Annotated in this window: 14 protein-coding genes and 1 pseudogene; 2 read left to right on the top strand and 13 right to left on the bottom strand. The window is 37.5% G+C overall.

Annotated elements, in window-relative coordinates:
* The 12 genes from IPO27_17000 to IPO27_16945 all read right to left on the bottom strand — a co-directional run.
* The coding region (locus IPO27_17000; protein ID MBK8848135.1) for a hypothetical protein at positions 1–1,777 on the bottom strand (1,777 nt) is incomplete at its 3' end.
* 376 nt (positions 1,778–2,153) lie between these two features.
* Positions 2,154–2,492 carry a T9SS type A sorting domain-containing protein gene (locus tag IPO27_16995; GenBank protein MBK8848134.1) on the bottom strand — a complete coding sequence of 113 codons (339 nt, stop codon included), beginning with the start codon at positions 2,490–2,492 and terminating at the stop codon, positions 2,154–2,156.
* A gap of 567 nt (positions 2,493–3,059) precedes the next feature.
* On the bottom strand, positions 3,060–3,626 hold the full coding sequence (locus IPO27_16990) for a hypothetical protein (protein ID MBK8848133.1): 567 nt from the start codon (positions 3,624–3,626) through the stop codon (positions 3,060–3,062).
* A 79-nt stretch (positions 3,627–3,705) separates the two neighbouring features.
* Positions 3,706–4,947 (bottom strand): hypothetical protein, encoded by a 1,242-nt coding sequence (locus tag IPO27_16985; GenBank protein MBK8848132.1) that lies wholly within the window; start codon positions 4,945–4,947, stop codon positions 3,706–3,708.
* Between the two features lie 91 nt (positions 4,948–5,038).
* Positions 5,039–6,124 carry a hypothetical protein gene (locus IPO27_16980; protein ID MBK8848131.1) on the bottom strand — a complete coding sequence of 362 codons (1,086 nt, stop codon included), beginning with the start codon at positions 6,122–6,124 and terminating at the stop codon, positions 5,039–5,041.
* Positions 6,125–6,338: 214 nt separating this feature from the next.
* Positions 6,339–6,497 carry a hypothetical protein gene (locus IPO27_16975; GenBank protein MBK8848130.1) on the bottom strand — a complete coding sequence of 53 codons (159 nt, stop codon included), beginning with the start codon at positions 6,495–6,497 and terminating at the stop codon, positions 6,339–6,341.
* 109 nt (positions 6,498–6,606) lie between these two features.
* The gene (locus IPO27_16970) at positions 6,607–6,738 is read right to left on the bottom strand and encodes a T9SS type A sorting domain-containing protein (protein ID MBK8848129.1); all 132 of its coding nucleotides are present in this window, start codon (positions 6,736–6,738) and stop codon (positions 6,607–6,609) included.
* Positions 6,739–7,656: 918 nt separating this feature from the next.
* A complete protein-coding gene (locus IPO27_16965; GenBank protein MBK8848128.1) occupies positions 7,657–8,109 on the bottom strand; it encodes a hypothetical protein in 453 nt (150 codons plus the stop codon).
* A 124-nt stretch (positions 8,110–8,233) separates the two neighbouring features.
* A complete protein-coding gene (locus tag IPO27_16960; GenBank protein ID MBK8848127.1) occupies positions 8,234–11,107 on the bottom strand; it encodes a hypothetical protein in 2,874 nt (957 codons plus the stop codon).
* Entirely contained in the window at positions 11,064–12,572 is a 1,509-nt protein-coding gene (locus IPO27_16955; GenBank protein ID MBK8848126.1) for a T9SS type A sorting domain-containing protein, read from the bottom strand. The genes IPO27_16960 and IPO27_16955 overlap by 44 nt, the downstream gene beginning before the upstream one ends.
* A 49-nt stretch (positions 12,573–12,621) precedes the next feature.
* Entirely contained in the window at positions 12,622–14,385 is a 1,764-nt protein-coding gene (locus IPO27_16950; protein MBK8848125.1) for a hypothetical protein, read from the bottom strand.
* A gap of 97 nt (positions 14,386–14,482) precedes the next feature.
* Positions 14,483–16,591 (bottom strand): hypothetical protein, encoded by a 2,109-nt coding sequence (locus IPO27_16945; protein ID MBK8848124.1) that lies wholly within the window; start codon positions 16,589–16,591, stop codon positions 14,483–14,485.
* Positions 16,592–17,207: 616 nt separating this feature from the next.
* Between IPO27_16945 and IPO27_16940 the strand changes: the two genes are divergently transcribed.
* Both IPO27_16940 and IPO27_16935 read left to right on the top strand, forming a co-directional pair.
* Complete coding sequence (locus IPO27_16940) at positions 17,208–18,455, top strand: IS5 family transposase (GenBank protein MBK8848123.1); 1,248 nt, start codon at positions 17,208–17,210, stop codon at positions 18,453–18,455.
* Positions 18,404–18,754 (top strand): annotated as a pseudogene (locus tag IPO27_16935) (transposase). Before IPO27_16940 ends, IPO27_16935 begins: the two are co-directional and overlap by 52 nt.
* Before the next feature lie 125 nt (positions 18,755–18,879).
* Here the strand turns inward: IPO27_16935 and IPO27_16930 are convergent.
* Positions 18,880–21,639, bottom strand: a complete 2,760-nt coding sequence (locus IPO27_16930) for a gliding motility-associated C-terminal domain-containing protein (GenBank protein ID MBK8848122.1) — start codon at positions 21,637–21,639, stop codon at positions 18,880–18,882.
* Positions 21,640–21,671: the final 32 nt, after the last annotated feature.

Genomic DNA, 21,671 nt, shown 5'->3' with positions numbered 1-21,671 from the left:
GATACAGGTAGTTTCTATAGAAATGCCTGAGTTTGTTACTTGCCAGTGTGGTAGTATCGCCAGAATAATTGTAGGCATTGGTGGCATCAATTCTAAAATACGAATAGGCCATACTCTGTTCGTTACAAACGGTTTTGTCTTGTCCATAATAAAACTGTTGCCCTTGTGAACAATAATTATTTTGATCGAAAAAATCTCCAAGGTCATTAAAGAACAGTGTATTGGTTGCGCCTGAATGTGCCGCATAATTGGTACCATTGGTAGTGTAATTGAATTGCGGATCCTGCGGGAGCGAGTTGGCATCAACTAATAAATATTTATCTCCTTGCTTTAACTCAAATGATGCACAGGCAAAATGTTGATGGTCATCGTACCATTGCGATTCGGCATTGAATGCAATCCAGGTAGCTGTATCAGTCCAATTGTTGCGCATTACAAAGTATTGAAATGCTTTGTTGTTGTTATAGGTATCAAACAACTGATTGTAGCTGTCGGTGAAACCACTATAATATGGAGGTGATACAATTTGAATAGCAGGTTGGTTTTTCTTGAAATAAAATTTTTCCCATAAATCAAAATCTGCACGGTCTTGCCCCCATATTGGAAATACAACTCTGCGGTTAAAAGCAAGATCATATGCATTGCCTCCTAATGTTGTGTTTGCATAGGCGTATGCTATTCGCCCGGGAAATCCTAACGGGAAAATATTATTATATATTCCTCCCCAATCTCCAACATGATCTACCTCATATCGGTTAGGCAACATTTGATGATACAACGCCATTATATTTTGTTGCCACCAGGGTTGTGTGGTGGTCAATAAATTTTCGGTTGTTGCGGTTTTAATCGAAATCAGGTAATCGATAACCCGGTTAAACGACTCGGCACCATATCCCCACCCCTGCAAATGGAAGCCGCCTTTAAACGGTGTTCCATAATACGTTTTTTGCATCCATCCTCCTGACCCTGCAGGTTCTATATTGTTTTCGAAAGCATCTTTAAGAGAAGCTTCTGGCTTTTGTGAGTTGGGTATCAGGTTAGATGGTGAAAGATCAAGACGCATACGTGCATAGTCAATCATTGCTTGCGCTTGTATGTTTTCGTTAGCTGTTGCCAAACCCATGTAGCCAATTCCAAATGCGTGCCCCCAATAATAATTTCCGGTAGGAGGGCCATTGCGCTGATAGCCATTTAGTTTAATATCATTAAACCAATCATTCATGGTACTTATATATGCTGCACGCTGGGCGGTTGACAATTCATCGTAGCAATAATCGTAAATAATGGCAAGCGTACCCGGTACCGTTCGCGAGGCATAGTAGGAATTGTAATAATCAATAACATTATGACTTAGTGGTGCCCCGGCTAAAAATCGCTGATGTGCCGCAACAATTGTATCTCCTAATTGTATTAATTTATTGGAGTAGCTTGTTGGATAAGCACCTGATATAAAGCCTTTCATCATTTGATGGGTCATTGCAAGCGGATAGGTTGCTGCCATCCACGATTCACCTTGATAGCTATAAAAAATGTGTCCATTGCCATACCATGTGGTGGCATTGGTATTGTTAAATGTTTGTACAACCGCATTGGACAATGCATCTGCCTGTGACTTCATGGCAAGCCAGTCTGCATCATTGCTGTTTTTCTTTACAATTAAATCTACTTTGGTAAGTGAATCCATCAATATACGTGGATGCTCAATTTTTACAGGCAATTGTGCAAACAAATTTTTATAAGCAACAAAAATGATACAGAAGGTAAATAGTTTTTTCATTTTACAAAAAGCTAAATCAGTAAATCAAAAATGCTGTATGCAGCAGATATAAAAGTGTGAATGTGACTACATTCACAACACAAAAGTAAATTAATTATACACTTGTGCAAGTAATTTTGCGTAAACGGTATGTTTTATTTTTTGGGTGGTTTGAAAAAATATTGAGATGTATATTAATTTTAATTTAATAACAATATTGTCCTAATAAAAATGAGCATTTGCGTTGATTGAATTTATTTTATTTTTTCAAATAAAATGTCACTTCATTATTTTTCAAATTGAGTGTACGAGGAAGGTAATAAATTAAGCCTTTGTGCTTTAGCTTGAATTTTAGTTGGGCAATAACGATAAGTTATTATGATTGGGTTGCAACTACTCACTCACCCACCACCACTTTTTGCGATAATTGCTGACCACCACTTGTAACGGTTACAATATATATTCCTGATGCTATGTTTGGCAAAGTCACGTTCTTTTGTAAATAGCCTAGCATAATTTTTTCATTTATGGAAAGATAAACTTCTTTACCCTCGCTGTTTACAATACGAATAGATGCACGGTTACCCTTTAACTTATCAGCATTGATGATGATAGCATGCCAAGACTGATGGTAGTAAGCATTTAAATGAGCTTGCACTAAAACATTACTTGCAATTGACAACCCAAGCGTATCGCAAATGCTGCCTGTAAGTGGCCCCATATTATAATCTAGCAAGTTGCTTGTACCTAAATAACAACGGGTGTTAGGCCCAAGTAAAAACTATAAGGTTGAAAGTTGCAGGATGTTGCAGGACTGTCGGGCGAGTTTATTACTCCGAGGTATGTAATCTCGTTAGTGAACAAACTGTCGGGGTAGGGATACCATGGAAAAGCATATTGATTATCTGGATGCGAAACATATATTTTTTATCTGGGCCCTAAACGTAAAAATATGCTTTGATAGGGATGACAATACCAAATTGTATCACGATTAGGCCAAGGGGAAGGCAAACTCATATCCAATTGATATATATATCCGGTATCTTCAGTTATTTTATATTGCGACATATAAACAAAGCGGCCATTTGGTGAATAAGCTACACCCCAAAAACGTGGGTAATTCATGGTAACAGGATAATGCATGATGCGGTTGCTGGTAATGTTGCCAGTGCAACGGTCGAAATTAAACTCTTCAATTATTCCAGATGCTGATACTTGAGTAAATTTTGTACCATCTTTATTAAAAGCAATATGATGAAATCCATCAAATGAGCTTAAACCCGCTTTGCTTCCTATTGGGCCACTAAGACCTGTTGATCAAGCAACCAAACAAAAAACTGTCACTTGGCACCACGGCACCTGTTCTTACTATTATCCACCAATCGCGACCATTACCATGTTTAACTGCTTGTATACAATCGGATAATTGCCTCGATGTATGTTTAATGTTTTTAGTTAGCACAACACCAGGTGAAAGAAAATTAGGTTTTGATATTATGGCAGAATATAATCCCCTATTGCTGTTAGATATTACTGTAGAGAATAAATAATATAAGGAATCATTATCCGGCAAAGGCACAATAATATCTGTATTATACCATGTATCACCAAAAATAGAATCACCATTAGTCATCAATTCAAAATCATTGTCATAAACAGCATCACAAGGATCAGGCAAGCTAGATATGCCAAATTCATAAAATAACAAATTCCCGGCTTTATCACTAATTGTTGACGATTCGCCTTTGCTTTTGCAATTCGTTTTATAAACTGCAGGGGTATTCAATCCATCAAAGTGCATACCTGCACTATCACCAAATACCCAATTGGCATTGCGGCCCTGTGAGTAAGCACCTTGCATGCAAAGCATGCAAATTATTATTAAAATAAATTTTTTTATCCTTTTAAAAAGTTGCAGTAACATTTATTACTGCAACTTTTTTCTTTAATTAATGATTTACAACAACGGTATAAAAACGAACCTCATGCTCAAATACTGCTTTAATAAAAAACACATTGCCTTCTATTTTTTGAAAATCGAATTCAATAGTTTGTGCATCCATATTGGTTTGTGCAACAGCAACTTGTTGCTGCAGGCTATTATATACTTCGATAAAATTAATTGGATGGCTAGAATTTAAAATCACTTTCCCATTAGTAGGGTTTGGCATCAATTTAACAACTACATTCAATTTGTCCTTCGTGGTTTCCGTTTTAGATTCGCGCAGGTAGTTGCTCAATAAATCTTCAAAGTCAACACCCAGCAGGCTACGTGCCCAAAAGGTGGCCTCGCCACCAACAAGACTCAGCGTAGTTGCTATGCTCATTAGGGTTTCTTTATCATTGGCTCCAATTGAATTGCCTATGGCAACAGTGCGAAGAAAAATATCGTTGACAGTTTTAATATTTTCAGCAACAATTCTTGTATCAGTTATGGCTTGATTTAAATTATATGCTGCATCAATTTCTCCATTATTTATCAATTCTGCAACTTGATAAAATTGACCTATCACATCCTGATCCATCATCTGTGTAAATTGCAATCGCAATAGGGAGTCTATATTAAGTTCATGGATTGTATCTGCTCGTAGCGTATGATAGGCAAACTCATCCTCTGCATATCGGTTTTCTTCTATAAAATTATTATAATTGGTTGAATCTTGTATAATACCTTCAAGGGTGCTTCCTAATTCATCATTTTGCAATAGCGAACAATCTACAGCAGTTGTCTCAATTTTGGGCTGAACGTAATTAGGGTCAAACGGCACAGGAATACTACTGGCTATGTTGGGGTCATAATACCATTCAAATTGATTACAACTACCATCAATATTAAATTGGCCAAAATTATTTACCCATGTATTTACATTGGCTTCATCATTACCAAGGTTTTGTACTTGGTTGGGCAATGTGGCTCCTATTAAATAAAATCCATTGTAAGTATCTTGATTAAGGTTGCAGGTAAATTTAAGATTTGGGCAATTGAAAATAGTTTCAAAGCCATGGCCACACCAATGCGCTTGATTATTGTGTATTGTACCATTGCTGCTGGTATTAAATAAATAGCCCTTTACTTTGTTGGCATATAGACTCATATTAGTCTGCGGTGGATGAGTTATCCATTTTACTGCATTCTCTCGCGCATCTATTTTATTGCAATTTAATGCCCGTATGCCCACATGCTCAAGCATGTTGGGTGCCGGATTACTAAAAAAAAAATCGTATTAAAATCTGTATTAACTTCGGTTGCGTTTAATATGCTTATGCCTGTGCGGCATCCATTTATACCATTACCATATACGTTGGCATAAAACTCAATCCATTATTGGCACCTAAACGTATACCGGTTGCTCTTATGCCTCCATTGGGATTTATTCGGTTATTAAATACCGTGCAATTGTTTATTGGGTTGGTCATGTTCAATCCAAATATCCCCATGCTGAAATTTGTAAATTCGTTTTCGTAAATATTTATTGCTGATTTAGTATGGCTTGCCAAATACATTCCAAATCGGGTATCATAAAATTTATTGTAACGCGTTTCATTCTCCACCATGTTGCGGGTATGTATCCCGTATTCAAGTCTTTCAAATATATTTTCTCCAAGGCCTATATTTCCAATGGTTACTTTGGCAGGGTTTTGCTTAAAACCATATGCTGCTATACCTATTCCATTCTCAAGGCCATCATCATTGGGGTCTATCAGTGGCATATCGCTAAACTGATTGTTTACAATATTTGCCTCACCATATATTACAGCAATTCCCGTATCAAGATTACGAAAATAGTTGCGATTATTAATATTGCCATCATTGCCTATTTGTAAAAAATCTATGTCATTACTTTTAACACCTGTATTGCTTCGTAAGCCTAAGTAAGGTCTTATGCAGGTTTGCAAGGCCAAGGTGTTTTTATCATTGCACATAAACTTGCAATTGGTTATGCTCGATGTATTGGTACTGCTGCCAAATAATGGTGGTGTAAATAAAATACCCATGTTGTTTTTATTAAAGGTAACATTGCTCACCGTTAATTTTGCATTGTCCTTTGACCATATACCGTGCTTGGCATCTTCTATATACACAGCAGTGTTTGAAAAAAACAACGCATTGTCAGTGCCAACAGAACCTTCTAAATAAATGCCGCGCCACATATACTCGCCACAGCCATGAAAGTAGTCGCAAAGTGGACTACCTGAAGGTATCGTATTGCGTATAATTTTACCATATTGAACAACTATCTCCGAATTGGGGCCCATGATAAACTCCATGCCATCTACATCAAAATTCATATCTACTATTAATCGCCCATTTACAGCAATGGTAGGATGCGGATCATTAGGACTATTGCAGTTAAATATATTCTGCATCACAGCACTATTACTGGATATTGTATGGAAGGGGCAATTGGTCAAACTACTTAATGTTTTTATCCCATCAACCCGATATGTACCCTCGCAACAATTATACACTTGTATGCTTGCAGTGGATGTATACCCCACATTGATAAGTTAATGTAACCGTATATACTCCGGGATTATTAACTTCAATAGCCGGTAATGCCTACTATATTGTTCCATTGCTCTAACTATACGATAGAGGTGGACATTCGGTTGTAGCAGTTAATGTAGCTGTGTTGTATTGGTCGGCACATAAGGGGATGTCGGGAGTTTGGGTAATGGTGGGTTGGGTTAAATTATGTATATAATTACATGCCAAATAAGCGTAAGATACCTGCCTCAATGCATTATAATGAAAAATCAAGTCGCATTGGCATTGGACTGCTAATGGCAGAATGTATATAGCAAAATAATCAACTTGAGTCTCATTTGCATTTTGCAATTTAAATGGGTTACCATTTTCCCACCACCACTTTTTGCGATAATTGCTGACCACCACTTGTAACGGTTGCAATATATATTCCTGATGCTATGTTTGGCAAAGTCACGTTCTTTTGTAAATAGCCTTGCGTAATTTTTTTCATTTATGGAAAGATAAACTTCTTTACCCTCGCTGTTTACAATACGAATAGATGCACGGTTACCCTTTAACTTATCAGCATTGATGATGATAGCATGCCAAGGCTGATGGTAGTAAGCATTTAAATGAGCTTGCACTAAAACATTACTTGCAATAGCCAACCCCAGCGTATCGCAAGCGCTGCCCGCAAGTGGGCCCATATTATAATCTGGCAGATGACTGGTACCTGTATAACACCTTGCATTTGGTCCAAGGTAAAAACTATACGGTTGAAAGTTGCAAGAAGCTGCCGGGCTATCCGGAGAATGGATTACACCAAGGTGGGTAAGCTTATTTGTAAACATAGTATCGGGATAGGGGTAAAAAGGGAAATTCCAATGAATATCAGCATGTGCAAGATAAATTTTATTGTCCGGCCCTTTATTAAGTACAGGTCCTTGATATGGATGCGTTTTCCAAATTGCGATTCTATCTTTCCATGGATCTGCCAATTGCAAATCAAGCTGATATACATACCCTGTGTCATTGGTAATATCGTACCGTGACATATATACATACCGATTATTTGGTGAGTAAACTGCACTCCAAAAACGTGGGTAATTCATGGTAACAGGATAATGCATGATGCGGTTGCTTGTAATGTTGCCAGTGCAACGGTCGAAATTAAACTCCTCGATAATGCCTGATGCCGAAACCTCTATAAAACGTGTACCGTTACTGTTAAAAGATATGCGGTGAATACCATCCAAAGCACTTATTCCCGCTTTTATTTTTGTAGGGCCCGATATTCCGTTTGGATCCGCCAACCATACAAAAAAACTGTCGTTGGGTATATTAGCTCCTTTGCGTGCTATTATCCACCAATCGCGCCCATTGCCATGCTGCACGGCCTGTATAATATCTGAAAAAATATTTTGCATCATTAAATTATTTTTGACAATACAACGCCAGGAGTTAAATGATCCATTTTTTCTACAATATTGTACAGTACAATATAGGAACTTGGTACACAAACAAAATGATAGTATTTATCATTAGAGGCAGGAACCGGAATAATGATGTCAGTGAAAAAAGTTTCATCACCAACTAAAGAGTCACCATTTTGCATGAGAGAATAATTATTATCATATAAGGCTGACGAAGGTTGCGGCTTAGTTGAAATGCCATATGTATAAAATAAAAGATTCCCAGCAGAATCACTTATAGTTGCAGTATTGCCATAGCTCTTGCAATTTGTTTTAAAAACAGTTGGGGTATTCAATCCATCAAAGTGCATACCTGCACTATCACCAAATACCCAATTGGCATTGCGGCCCTGTGAGTAAGCACCTTGCATGCAAAGCATGCAAATTATTATTAAAATAAATTTTTTCATCCCTTTATAAAAAGTTGCAGTAACATTTATTACTGCAACTTTTTTCTTTAATTAATGATTTACAACAACGGTATAAAAACGAACCTCATGCTCAAATACTGCTTTAATAAAAACACATTGCCCTCTATTTTTGAAAATCGAATTCAATAGTTTGTGCATCCATATTGGTTTGTGCAACGCCAACTTGTTGCTGCAGGCTATTATATACTTCGATAAAATTAATTGGATGGCTCGAACTTAAAATCACTTTGCCATTAGTAGGGTTTGGCATCAATTTTACGGTTACATTCAATTTGTCCTTGGTGGTTTCCGTTTTAGATTCGCGCAGGTAGTTGCTCAGTAAATCTTCAAAGTCCACTCCCAGCAGGCTACGTGCCCAAAAGGTGGCCTCTCCGCCTACAAGGCTCAGGGTGGAGCCAATGCTCATTAGCGTTGCCTTATCATTGGCTCCAATTGGATTGCCTATAGCAACAGTGCGCAGAAAAATATCGTTGACAGTTTTTATATTTTCAGCAACAATCCGTGTATCACTTATAGTATGATTCAAATTGTATGCTGCTTCAATTTCTCCTTTATTTATCATTTCTGCTACCTTATAAAATTGCCCTATCACATCTTGATCCATCGTTTGCTCAAATTGCAATCGCAACAGGGAGTCTATATTAAGTTCATGCATTGTATCTGCCCGAAGCGTATGATAGGCAAACTCATCCTCTGCATACCGGTTCTCAACTGTAAAATTATCGTAATTGGTGGAATCTTGTATAATACCTTCAAGGGTGCTTTCCAATTCATCATTTTGCAATAGCGAACAATCTACAGCAGTTGTCTCAATTTTGGGCTGAACAAAATTGGGGTTAAAAGGCACAGGAAAACTATTGGCTATGTTGGGGTCATAATGCCATCTAAAGAAATTACAACTACCATCAATATTAAATTGGCCAAAATTATTTACCCATGTATTTACATTAGCTTCATCATTACCAAGGTTTTGTACTTGGTTGGGCAATGTGGCTCCTATTAAATAAAATCCATTGTAAGTATCTTGATTAAGGTTGCAGGTAAATTTAAGATTTGGGCAATCGAAAATAGTTTCAAAGCCATGGCCACACCAATGCGTTTGATTATTGTGTATTGTACCATTGCTGCAAGTATTAAATAAATAGCCCTTTACTTTGTTGGCATATAGACTCATATTAGTCTGCGGTGGATGAGTTATCCATTTTACTGCATTCTCTCGCGCATCTATTTTATTGCAATTTAATGCCCGTATGCCCACATGCTCAAGCATGTTGGGTGCCGGATTACTAAAAAAACAAATCGTATTAAAATCTGTATTAACCTCGGTTGCATTTAATATGCTTATGCCTGTGCGGCAAGCATTTATACTATTACCATATACGTTGGCATAAAATGTTAATCCATTGTTTGCTCCAAGGCGTATGCCTGTTCCGCCAATGCCTCCATTAGCATTAAATTGATTATTAAATACCGTGCAATTGTTTATTGGGTTGGTCATGTTCAATCCAAATATCCCCATGCTGAAATTTGTAAATTCGTTTTCGTAAATATTTATTGCTGATTTAGTATGGCTTGCCAAATACATTCCAAATCGGGTATCATAAAATTTATTGTAACGCGTTTCATTCTCCACCATGTTGCGGGTATGTATCCCGTATTCAAGTCTTTCAAATATATTTTCTCCAAGGCCTATATTTCCAATGGTTACTTTGGCAGGGTTTTGCTTAAAACCATATGCTGCTATACCTATTCCATTCTCAAGGCCATCATCATTGGGGTCTATCAGTGGCATATCGCTAAACTGATTGTTTACAATATTTGCCTCACCATATATTACAGCAATTCCCGTATCAAGATTACGAAAATAGTTGCGATTATTACTATTGCCATCATTGCCTATTTGTAAAAAATCTATGTCATTACTTTTAACACCTGTATTGCTTCGTAAGCCTAAGTAAGGTCTTATGCAGGTTTGCAATGCCAAGGTGTTTTTATCATTGCACATAAACTTGCAATTGGAAATGCTCGATGTATTGGTACTGCTGCCAAATAATGGTGGTGTAAATAAAATACCCATGTTGTTTTTATTAAAGGTAACATTGCTCACCGTTAATTTTGCATTGTCCTTTGACCATATACCGTGCTTGGCATCTTCTATATACACAGCAGTGTTTGAAAAAAACAACGCATTGTCATTACCAACAGAACCTTCTAAATAAATGCCGCGCCACATATACTCGCCACAGCCATGAAAGTAGTCGCAAAGTGGACTACCTGAAGGTATCGTATTGCGTATAATTTTACCATATTGAACAACTATCTCCGAATTGGGGCCCATGATAAACTCCATGCCATCTACATCAAAATTCATATCTACTATTAATCGCCCATTTACAGCAATGGTAGGATGCGGATCATTGGGACTATTGCAGTTAAATATATTCTGCATCACAGCACTATTACCGGATATTGTAAGGAAGGGGCAATTGGTCAAACTACTTAATGTTTTTATCCCATCAACCCGATATGTACCCTCGCAACAATTATACACTTGTATGCTTGCAGTGGATGTATACCCACATTGATAAGTTAATGTAACCGTATATACTCCGGGATTATTAACTTCAATAGCCGGTGTAATGCCTACTATACTCGTTCCATTGCTCCAACTATACGATAGAGGTGGACATTCGGTTGTAGCAGTTAATGTAGCTGTGTTGTATTGGTCGGCACATAAGGGGATGTCGGGAGTTTGGGTAATGGTGGGTTGGGTTAAATTATGTATATAATTACATGCCAAATAAGCGTAAGATACCTGCCTCAATGCATTATAATGAAAAATCAAGTCGCATTGGCATTGGACTGCTAATGGCAGAATGTATATAGCAAAATAATCAACTTGAGTCTCATTTGCATTTTGCAATTTAAATGGGTTACCATTTTTCCACCACCACTTTTTGCGATAATTGCTGACCACCACTTGTAACGGTTACAATATATATTCCTGATGCTATGTTTGGCAAAGTCACGTTCTTTTGTAAATAGCCTTGCATAATTTTTTCATTTATGGAAAGATAAACTTCTTTACCCTCGCTGTTTACAATACGAATAGATGCACGGTTACCCTTTAACTTATTAGCATTGATGATGATAGCATGCCAAGACTGATGGTAGTAAGCATTTAATTCAGCTTGCACTAAAACATTACTTGCAATTGACAACCCAAGCGTATCGCAAATGCTGCCTGTAAGTGGCCCCATATTATAATCTGGCAAGTTGCTTGTACCTAAATAACAACGGGTGTTAGGCCCCAAGTAAAAACTATAAGGTGTAAAGTTGCAGGATGTTGCAGGACTGTCGGGCGAGTTTATTACTCCGAGGTATGTAATCTCGTTAGTGAACAAACTGTCGGGGTAGGGATACCATGGAAAAGCATATTGATTATCTGGATGCGAAACATATATTTTTTTATCTGGGCCTAAACGTAAAAATATGCTTTGATAGGGATGACAATACCAAATTGTATCACGATTAGGCCAAGGGGAAGGCAAACTCATATCCAATTGATATATATATCCGGTATCTTCAGTTATTTTATATTGCGACATATAAACAAAGCGGCCATTTGGTGAATAAGCTACACCCCAAAAAAGAGGATAATTCATGGTAACAGGATAATGCATGATGCGGTTGCTGGTAATGTTGCCAGTGCAACGGTCGAAATTAAACTCTTCAATTATTCCAGATGCTGATACTTGAGTAAATTTTGTACCATCTTTATTAAAAGCAATATGATGAAATCCATCAAATGAGCTTAAACCCGCTTTGCTTCCTATTGGGCCACTAAGACCTGTTGGCTCAAGCAACCAAACAAAAAAACTGTCACTTGGCACCACGGCACCTGTTCTTACTATTATCCACCAATCGCGACCATTACCATGTTTAACTGCTTGTATACAATCGGATAATTGCCTCGATGTATGTTTAATGTTTTTAGTTAGCACAACACCAGGTGAAAGAAAATTAGGTTTTGATATTATGGCAGAATATAATCCCCTATTGCTGTTAGATATTACTGTAGAGAATAAATAATATAAGGAATCATTATCCGGCAAAGGCACAATAATATCTGTATTATACCATGTATCACCAAAAATAGAATCACCATTAGTCATCAATTCAAAATCATTGTCATAAACAGCATCACAAGGATCAGGCAAGTTAGATATGCCAAATTCATAAAATAACAAATTCCCGGCTGTATCACTAATTGTTGACGATTCGCCTTTGCTTTTGCAATTCGTTTTATAAACTGCAGGGGTATTCAATCCATCAAAGTGCATACCTGCACTATCACCAAATACCCAATTGGCATTGCGGCCTTGAGCATAGACGTTTTGTATAAATACTGTCCATATCAGAAGAAGAATATAATTTTTCATGACCTAATATAAAGGGCAGTAACAAAGTTAGTGCCCTTTCATTTGCTTATTAATGATTTACAATTACTGTATAAAAACGAACATCTTGCTCAAACACTGCTTTAATAAAAAACACATTGCCTTCTATTTTTTGAAAATCGAATTCAATAGTTTGTGCATCCATATTGGTTTGTGCAACGCCAACTTGTTGCTGAAGGCTATTATATACTTCGATAAAATTAATTGGATGGCTAGAATTTAAAATCACTTTCCCATTAGTAGGGTTTGGCATCAATTTTACGGTTACATTCAATTTGTCCTTGGTGGTTTCCGTTTTAGATTCGCGCAGGTAGTTGCTCAGTAAATCTTCAAAGTCAACACCCAGCAGGCTACGTGCCCAAAAGGTGGCTTCTCCCCCTACAAGGCTTAGGGTGGTTGCCATATTAAGCAGTATAGTTTTATCATTGTCTCCTATAGGCTGGCCTATAGCAACAGTGCGCAGAAAAATATCGTTGACAGTTTTAATATTTTCAGCAACAATTCTTGTATCACTTATAGTATGATTCAAATTGTATGCTGCTTCAATTTCTCCTTTACTTATCATTTCTGCAACTTGATAAAATTGACCTATCACATCCTGATCCATCGTTTGCTCAAATTGCAATCGCAACAGGGAGTCTATATTAAGTTCATGCATTGTATCTGCTCGTAGCGTATGATAGGCAAACTCATCCTCTGCATATCGGTTTTCTTCTATAAAATTATTATAATTGGTTGAATCTTGTATAATACCTTCAAGGGTGCTTCCTAATTCATCATTTTGCAATAGCGAACAATCTACAGCAGTTGTCTCAATTTTGGGCTGAACAAAATTGGGGTTAAAAGGCACAGGAATACTATTGGTAATATTTGGGTCATAGTACCATTCAAATGGACTACAACTACCATCAATATTAAACTGTCCAAAATTATTAATCCATGTATTTACATTAGCTTCATCATTACCAAGGTTTTGTACTTGGTTGGGCAATGTGGCTCCTATTAAATAAAATCCATTGTAAGTATCTTGATTAAGGTTGCAGGTAAATTTAAGATTTGGGCAATTGAAAATAGTTTCAAAGCCATGACCACACCAATGCGTTTGATTATTGTGTATTGTACCATTGCTGCAAGTATTAAATAAATAGCCCTTTACTTTGTTGGCATATAGACTCATATTAGCCTGCGGTGGATGAGTTATCCATTTTACTACATTCTCTCGCGCATCTATTTTATTGCAATTTAATGCCCGTATGCCCACATGCTCAAGCATGTTGGGTGCCGGATTACTAAAAAAACAAATCGTATTAAAATCTGTATTAACTTCGGTTGCGTTTAATATGCTTATGCCTGTGCGGCATCCATTTATACCATTACCATATACGTTGGCATAAAAACTCAATCCATTATTGGCACCTAAACGTATACCGGTTGCTCCTATGCCTCCATTGGGATTTATTCGGTTATTAAATACCGTGCAATTGTTTATTGGGTTGGTCATGTTCAATCCAAATATCCCCATGCTGAAATTTGTAAATTCGTTTTCGTAAATATTTATTGCTGATTTAGTATGGCTTGCCAAATACATTCCAAATCGGGTATCATAAAATTTATTGTAACGCGTTTCATTCTCCACCATGTTGCGGGTATGTATCCCGTATTCAAGTCTTTCAAATATATTTTCTCCAAGGCCTATATTTCCAATGGTTACTTTGGCAGGGTTTTGCTTAAAACCATATGCAGCTATACCTATTCCATTCTCAAGGCCATCATCATTGGGGTCTATCAGTGGCATATCGCTAAACTGATTGTTTACAATATTTGCCTCACCATATATTACAGCAATTCCCGTATCAAGATTACGAAAATAGTTGCGATTATTAATATTGCCATCATTGCCTATTTGTAAAAAAATCTATGTCATTACTTTTAACACCTGTATTGCTTCGTAAGCCTAAGTAAGGTCTTATGCAGGTTTGCAAGGCCAAGGTGTTTTTATCATTGCACATAAACTTGCAATTGGTTATGCTCGATGTATTGGTACTGCTGCCAAATAATGGTGGTGTAAATAAAATACCCATGTTGTTTTTATTAAAGGTAACATTGCTCACCGTTAATTTTGCATTGTCCTTTGACCATATACCGTGCTTGGCATCTTCTATATACACAGCAGTGTTTGAAAAAAACAACGCATTGTCAGTGCCAACAGAACCTTCTAAATAAATGCCGCGCCACATATACTCGCCACATCCATGAAAATAGTCGCAAAGTGGACTACCTGAAGGTATCGTATTGCGTATAATTTTACCATATTGAACAACTATCTCCGAATTGGGGCCCATGATAAACTCCATGCCATCTACATCAAAATTCATATCTACTATTAATCGCCCATTTACAGCAATGGTAGGATGCGGATCATTGGGACTATTGCAGTTAAATATATTCTGCATCACAGCACTATTACCGGATATTGTAAGGAAGGGGCAATTGGTCAAACTACTTAATGTTTTTATCCCATCAACCCGATATGTACCCTCGCAACAATTATACACTTGTATGCTTGCAGTGGATGTATACCCACATTGATAAGTTAATGTAACCGTATATACTCCGGGATTATTAACTTCAATAGCCGGTGTAATGCCTACTATACTCGTTCCATTGCTCCAACTATACGAAAGAGGTGGACATTCGGTTGTAGCAGTTAATGTAGCTGTGTTGTATTGGTCGGCACATAAGGGGATGTCGGGGGTTTGGGTAATGGTAACTGGGCTATTAATGATTCCTTTTGTATAGTAATTTTCGCCATCTATTTGGTCGGGCAAAATGCCAGAGCCACGATATCCATTTGGGAAAGGGAAATTCAAGCCTGGTATTGCACTCAATTGCCAACTATTTGAAAGAGGATTCTCTGGGGTTAAGAATGCAGGAATTTGCAAGTTACCGGAAGCATTTCTAAAAAAATATAATTTGCCATCTACTCCCAATTCAATTTGCGACTTACCAAATTGGCTTTGCACCATATTGGATGCAGGTAATGCTTGCAAAGTAAGATTTACTGCTGACAGATCTATATAATGCAAGGTAGTAAAAGGTGCGTCTATGGTGGTATATAAGTACTTTCCAGAAGGTGAAAATTCCAACCCGTAGGCCCATTCGCTAATATTTACAAATGATTCATTCAATACAGTGAATCCATTTGCTGCTAAGTGAATAATATTTATACGATAATTAGGCCAAACAGATTCACTAAAAAAAGCAAGCAAATAGGTGCCATCTGCTTTTTCTAAAACTTCCATTTCACAGGCATTATTACTGGATATTTGCGGAGTTACCAAGGTAGGAATTTCGGTTGCATTACTTATCGAAGTATTTGAAACCGTTGAATAGTATAATTTGAGGCCATTATACATGAATAATAATCTATTCCCGGTATTGCAGTTTCTTTTTGAAACTGCAAAGTGCATATCTAAGAAATGATAATTTAGTTGAAACCAATCATTGGGTGCTCCATTAATATCTATTAAGTTGCCACCACCATTATTTGTATTGCCTGTTAACACTTTTGTATCCGCATTATAAACGAACCATTGCGGGGTGATGCCATTATAAGGAGGTGACTGATTGTTCTGTCCGTTTGGACTGCCACCTATAATAAAATATTTGTTGCAAGTAGGTAAATCATTTACAGGAACAATACACATTTCCGGGTAACCAAGACATAGAAAACTTCCACTATTAGGATTACCATTTAATAAATCAGATACATAAACGCCATTGTTATCAAAAAGCTCTTCATTTACAATATAAAATAATAGATTCCCATTGTCATCTTGTATTGCATTGTAGCTATGTACTGTTGTAACAGGTGTGCCAGCACCTATTGGCGAAACTGCAGGAAACTGACCTTGCATCATTTTTACCTGCTGATGTGGGAAAGTCCAAATCGCGTTTTGCGCAATCAATTGAAATAGGGAAAATAATAAAAATGAAGTCATCACTAAAAACTTTAGGTTGGATTTTAGTTTTTGCTCAAATAATTTATAAAAGTAACTTAGAAAATTGTGCACACAAACAACGCGGGGGGGGGGGGGTAATTAAATTGCAAGACCAAATCAAATTCTGTTACACTTTTTTCTTTCAATCCTTGCTGAAGATAATTTTTTGAATTTTTCATAATATAATAAAATAAATTTTTTTGGTAACTAATATATTTAATATTCAATGGTCAAATATAAAAAACTGCATTTAGTATGCAATCAAATTTTTGTAAAATATAATAATCTTCAAATTGCCCATGATTTTGTCTCTTAAATTTCAGAAGCAACCATGCTCAATAAATATTTGAAAATATTTGTGACTCAAATAAAATTGCAATAAATTATTTGAAATATAGCGCGGTTATAAAACGCATCACTAAATTCCGAAGAATGTTTCATGGCTAAATCATAATCATTTTTGCTTCCTTCTAAATCGTCCAACTCTGCGCGCAGCAAGGCTTTTGCAAAAAAATATTTTTTTGAATTCGCTGTACTTAGGGTTTGCTGAAAATAGTATGTTCCTATAAAAATCAATAGATTTGCTACGAAACATCAAAAACATCTGCAAGGAAAAATGGCCAGAGCATCAATAACCCGTGCATCCAAACAAGAATATATTAGCACCTCTCAACTTACCTTTGAAGGATTCGAAACACCATTTGCTAAGAAATTAGATCCTAACAATCGTTGGGTAGTTCTTGCGCATCGCATACCTTGGGATAGGTTGGTGACATTGTACCAGAAGCAATTAAACCATCATACAAATGGAGCAAGTTTAATAAACCCGCGAGTTGCCATTGGGGCAGTAATAATCAAACAGCTGTGCGAATTAACGGACAGAGAGGCGGTATTACAAATACAAGAAAACATGTACATGCAATACTTTATTGGCTACAGCAGCTTTAGCAATGAAGCGCCATTCGATGCATCACTATTTGTGAGTATTCGCTTTCGATTAAACTTTGATTTGGTGGGCAAAATGAATGAGATGATGTTAGACCTTGAACATTCCCGAACGCAAGCACCCGACAGCAGTATCAATGCTGATGTAACGCAAACAAATATAGAAGATACGCCAACTGTTGCGAATGAAGTTGCGCCAACGCATAACGGAACGATGATAACAGATGCAACCGCAGCACCACAAGATATCAGCTATCCTACTGATTTGAATTTACTCAATGATGCACGTGAGAAGGCTGAAGCAAAAATCGATATTCTGCATTCGCATATAATGGCAGAAGAAAAGCCACGCACTTATCGAGAGTCAGCACGCAAACTGTATTTGAAAACCGTACAAAAGAAAAGTAAAACAAAAAGGGAAATACGAAAGGCCATACGAAAGCAGCTCAATTTTTTGCACAGAGACCTTCAAATCAAACACATGCAACTAGACCAACTCACATGCAACCCTTTGGATAAAAAAATGTACAAATACCTACTTGTAATTCAAACTTTGTACGACCAACAAAAGCAAATGTATGATACACACACCCACAGCATCGAGCACAGAATAGTAAGTATACACCAGTCTCATGTGCGCCCTATCGTGCGAGGCAAAGCAAACGCAAAAGTAGAATTCGGTGCAAAAATAAATGTAAGCCTAAACAATGGATATACCTTTATCGACCATCTATCGTGGAAAGCTTTTAACAAAGGCACACACCTAATAAGTTCGGTCGAACAATACAAAGCAAGATGGGGTTATAATCCTAAAGAAGTGCTCGCAGATAAAATATACTGTAATAGAGAAAGTCGAGCAAAGCTCAAAGAGTTAGGCATACAGCTCAAACAAAACCACTCGGCAGACCAAAGGCAGTAGAAACAGCATACGTATGTCCGGGGGAGCGCAATCCGATTGAAGGAAAATTTGGCCAAGCAAAAGGAGGGTATGGATTAAACAGAGTACGAGCCAAACTCCAACAAACAAGTGAATCTTGGATGGCCTCCATCATCTTGGCACTTAAACTGGTTAAATTAGCCATGGAAGCATCCTATTGCCTTTTGGGTAAAATGTGTCGGACTTTTTCAGCACAGTGCTCATGGATAGTAACTATTGCTATATGCTTTGTAAATTTAATTTTGAATCACAATTTGAAAATGGCCCGCGCTCGAACTTAATCAGCAAACCCTATATAGTCTTCTACTAATAAATTGGAATGAATAGCTCTAAAAAAAAATCCCGCAGACCATTACAGCCAGCGGGATTTGAAAGAACTTAGTATTAAGTTCTACTTTATATAAAATTACTTTTGACGATAAACAGTTACATTACCAGAATAATCCTTGTCTAATTGCTCTACAGTAAGGATATAATAATATACACCATCAGGTTGATCAGCAAAATTGTAATCATTCTTATACGACCCGTTTTCATAAATTACATTACCCCAGCGATTAAATAGTTTCAATTGTGCATTGCCAAACTGAGCAAGGTTTTGAATAAAAAACAAATCATTCATATTGTCACCGTTAGGCGTAACAATATTTGGAATAACGATATCGCAAAATGCAGGATCCGACTCAGGTCCATTTGCACATTCAACACCCAAGGCATGCACGGTAAAGGTAGATGGTGCTTCATTAACCCCATGGCTTGTTGGTGGTAGATTATTTGCAATAAAAGCTGCACCATTTATACTCACTTCATATCCCGAAGCCCCGGCTATGGCATCCCATGTATAAACAAACTGATATCCGCTTTGTCCTAAGGCACACTTAACAATTGGCTTACCTGGTAATTTTTCTACATTAACCACAACGGTATCGCGAGATTTACATCCATCGGTATTGGTTAATTCTACTACATATGAACCCGCTTGAGTGGCCGTATACGTTTGGTTATTATTGTTCAGGTTGGTACCATTTAGCGCCCATATATAGGAACTGCCAGGCACACTGGTTGAGATAGAGACATTACCTGTTTCGCAAATATCCTGATCGGCACCAAGATCAAACGGAGTAGAATTAGCCACTATAACCTGCACACTGCTCGAAGCTGTACATGTAGAGGCGCTAACTATTACCGTATACGTTCCTGCTGTTGTTGTAGTAATTGTTTGTGTTGTAGCTATTGGATTGCCATTCAATAACCACTGATAATTAGCTCCAGGATTACCGGCATCCAACACTGGGAAAACATCGCCATCGCAAATACTTAAGTTGTTACCCAGATTAACAACCGGAGCTGGCAGGTACTGAACATTGATGGTATCATATCCCTGACAACTTGGTCCATAAAATACATTGACCATGTACGTTCCGGTTTGTGCTGCGGTTAACTGTTGTGTGTTGCCACCAATAGGCGCACCATTAAAGTACCAGGTATAGGTTGCGCCCACATTGCCAGGATCCAATACAAGCGAATTCTGACTTGCACATAAGGTTGTATCATTGCCCAGATTGGCAGTAACAAAGGCGTTGGTATAGATAATTGCAACCGTATCATTAAGGATAAACTTATCACATGAATTGCTAATCGTATTATTATCAGTACCTGGTTTGGAAATAAGGTAATAAGGCTGATTGCCGTTTGCAACTCCTGAGAGTGTAATAGCAATCTGGTTAGTATATTCAATAGCAAATGAGCAGTTCACACCGGAGGCACTGGCAATCGGATAATTGGTGCCAATATTGTCTACAAATGTAAAATCAGAGCCATCACCGGCTATCGAATAACAAGAGATATCTTCGGGCATATTTACTACAAACGAACTAAATGCACATGAGCTGGCTGTATCTATTACCGGCAAAGCCATAATAGTAGGGTCAACAACAACAATGTTAATAGTGTCTGACTCTGGCATTTCAGTACCGCACTCTGATAATAACGTATTGTTATCTCCACCCTTCTTAATCCATAATTGAGTAGTGCCTTGAGTAAGGTGCTTATAAAAATAAACCTTTACTGAATCTGTAAATCCATTTACACAATTGTGTGGCTCGGCTTTAAAAATCGGGTTTGGTGCACCATTAGGCCGAATAGCTCTGAAGTCAGAACCATTAGGAGCAATAGAACCACATTGTACCACTTTGTCTAGAGGCACAATAATACAGGTATCTCTGCATTGGGCTTGCAACGCCTTAGGTACTCCATTAATGGTAGAGGTAGAGAAATTTGGAATAATTATGTTGCAGTTAGAAATAATATTAATCTGAATATCTCTGCGTATGGAGCCACGCAATAGGCCGGTAGTTTTATCGAAATCTTCTACCAATAATGCCATTACACCAACTTCAATAGCTGTTGGTGTAAATGCAATATAACCTTGTATAGGATCTACATTAACACCGTTAAGTGTTGTAAAAGGTGCAAGATACGTGTAGGGGTTAGCAAACTGAACCGGTGCGGCAATTGTACCGCAAGTGGCACTATAATTAAGTGGCTCAGTAAGTGAGAAGCGCAATGAGTCGCCATCAATATCCGTAGCAAACTGGCTAAAGTAGAAGGCATTGTTAATACAAAACTGCGTAACTGGTAAAGACGCAAAAGCTGCTGAACTATTAGCCGGAAAATTCAGGTTGTCTAATGTAGCATATACATTTTGTCCATCGCCACCCGGGTTTTGCAATGTGGTAATTGCTGGGTTACGGCAACACAGACCACCATCGGAAGTGTAAAAAACCCAATCGGTAGCTTGACCTGGAAGCGTAACCGTTACCTCATATACAAACTCCTCTATACCGTAAGCGGAACCACCCTGACAAGAGCTTAAGCCTGCGTTGATACAAGGAGGAGTGGGTACAACATTCGGGCCCGCAACTTGAGTGGCAGTAACAGTTCCCTGTTGACCCAAATTATTAGAAAAATAGCACAAATTGTAACTTGATGATACGGTGATCCCCGAACAATCGCGATACACTTTAAGCGTTAATTTAAAGGTGTTGGGCGAACCTGCGTACTCATAGGTAAGGTCCATTCCTGCTAAGTGAGATGCATTTAAATTACCTGCCATTAAAACAATAGCAAACAGTGCAACTAATTTTAGATAAAGATTCTTGAACATAACTTTTATTGAATTATTTTGATTGATTAATT

It is taken from the genome of Bacteroidota bacterium (genome assembly GCA_016714535.1).
In the GTDB taxonomy this organism is placed as follows: domain Bacteria; phylum Bacteroidota; class Bacteroidia; order AKYH767-A; family OLB10; genus JADKFV01.
The sequence above is the reverse complement of the archived record's forward strand: the minus strand, read 5'-3'. Positions and strand labels throughout refer to the sequence as shown.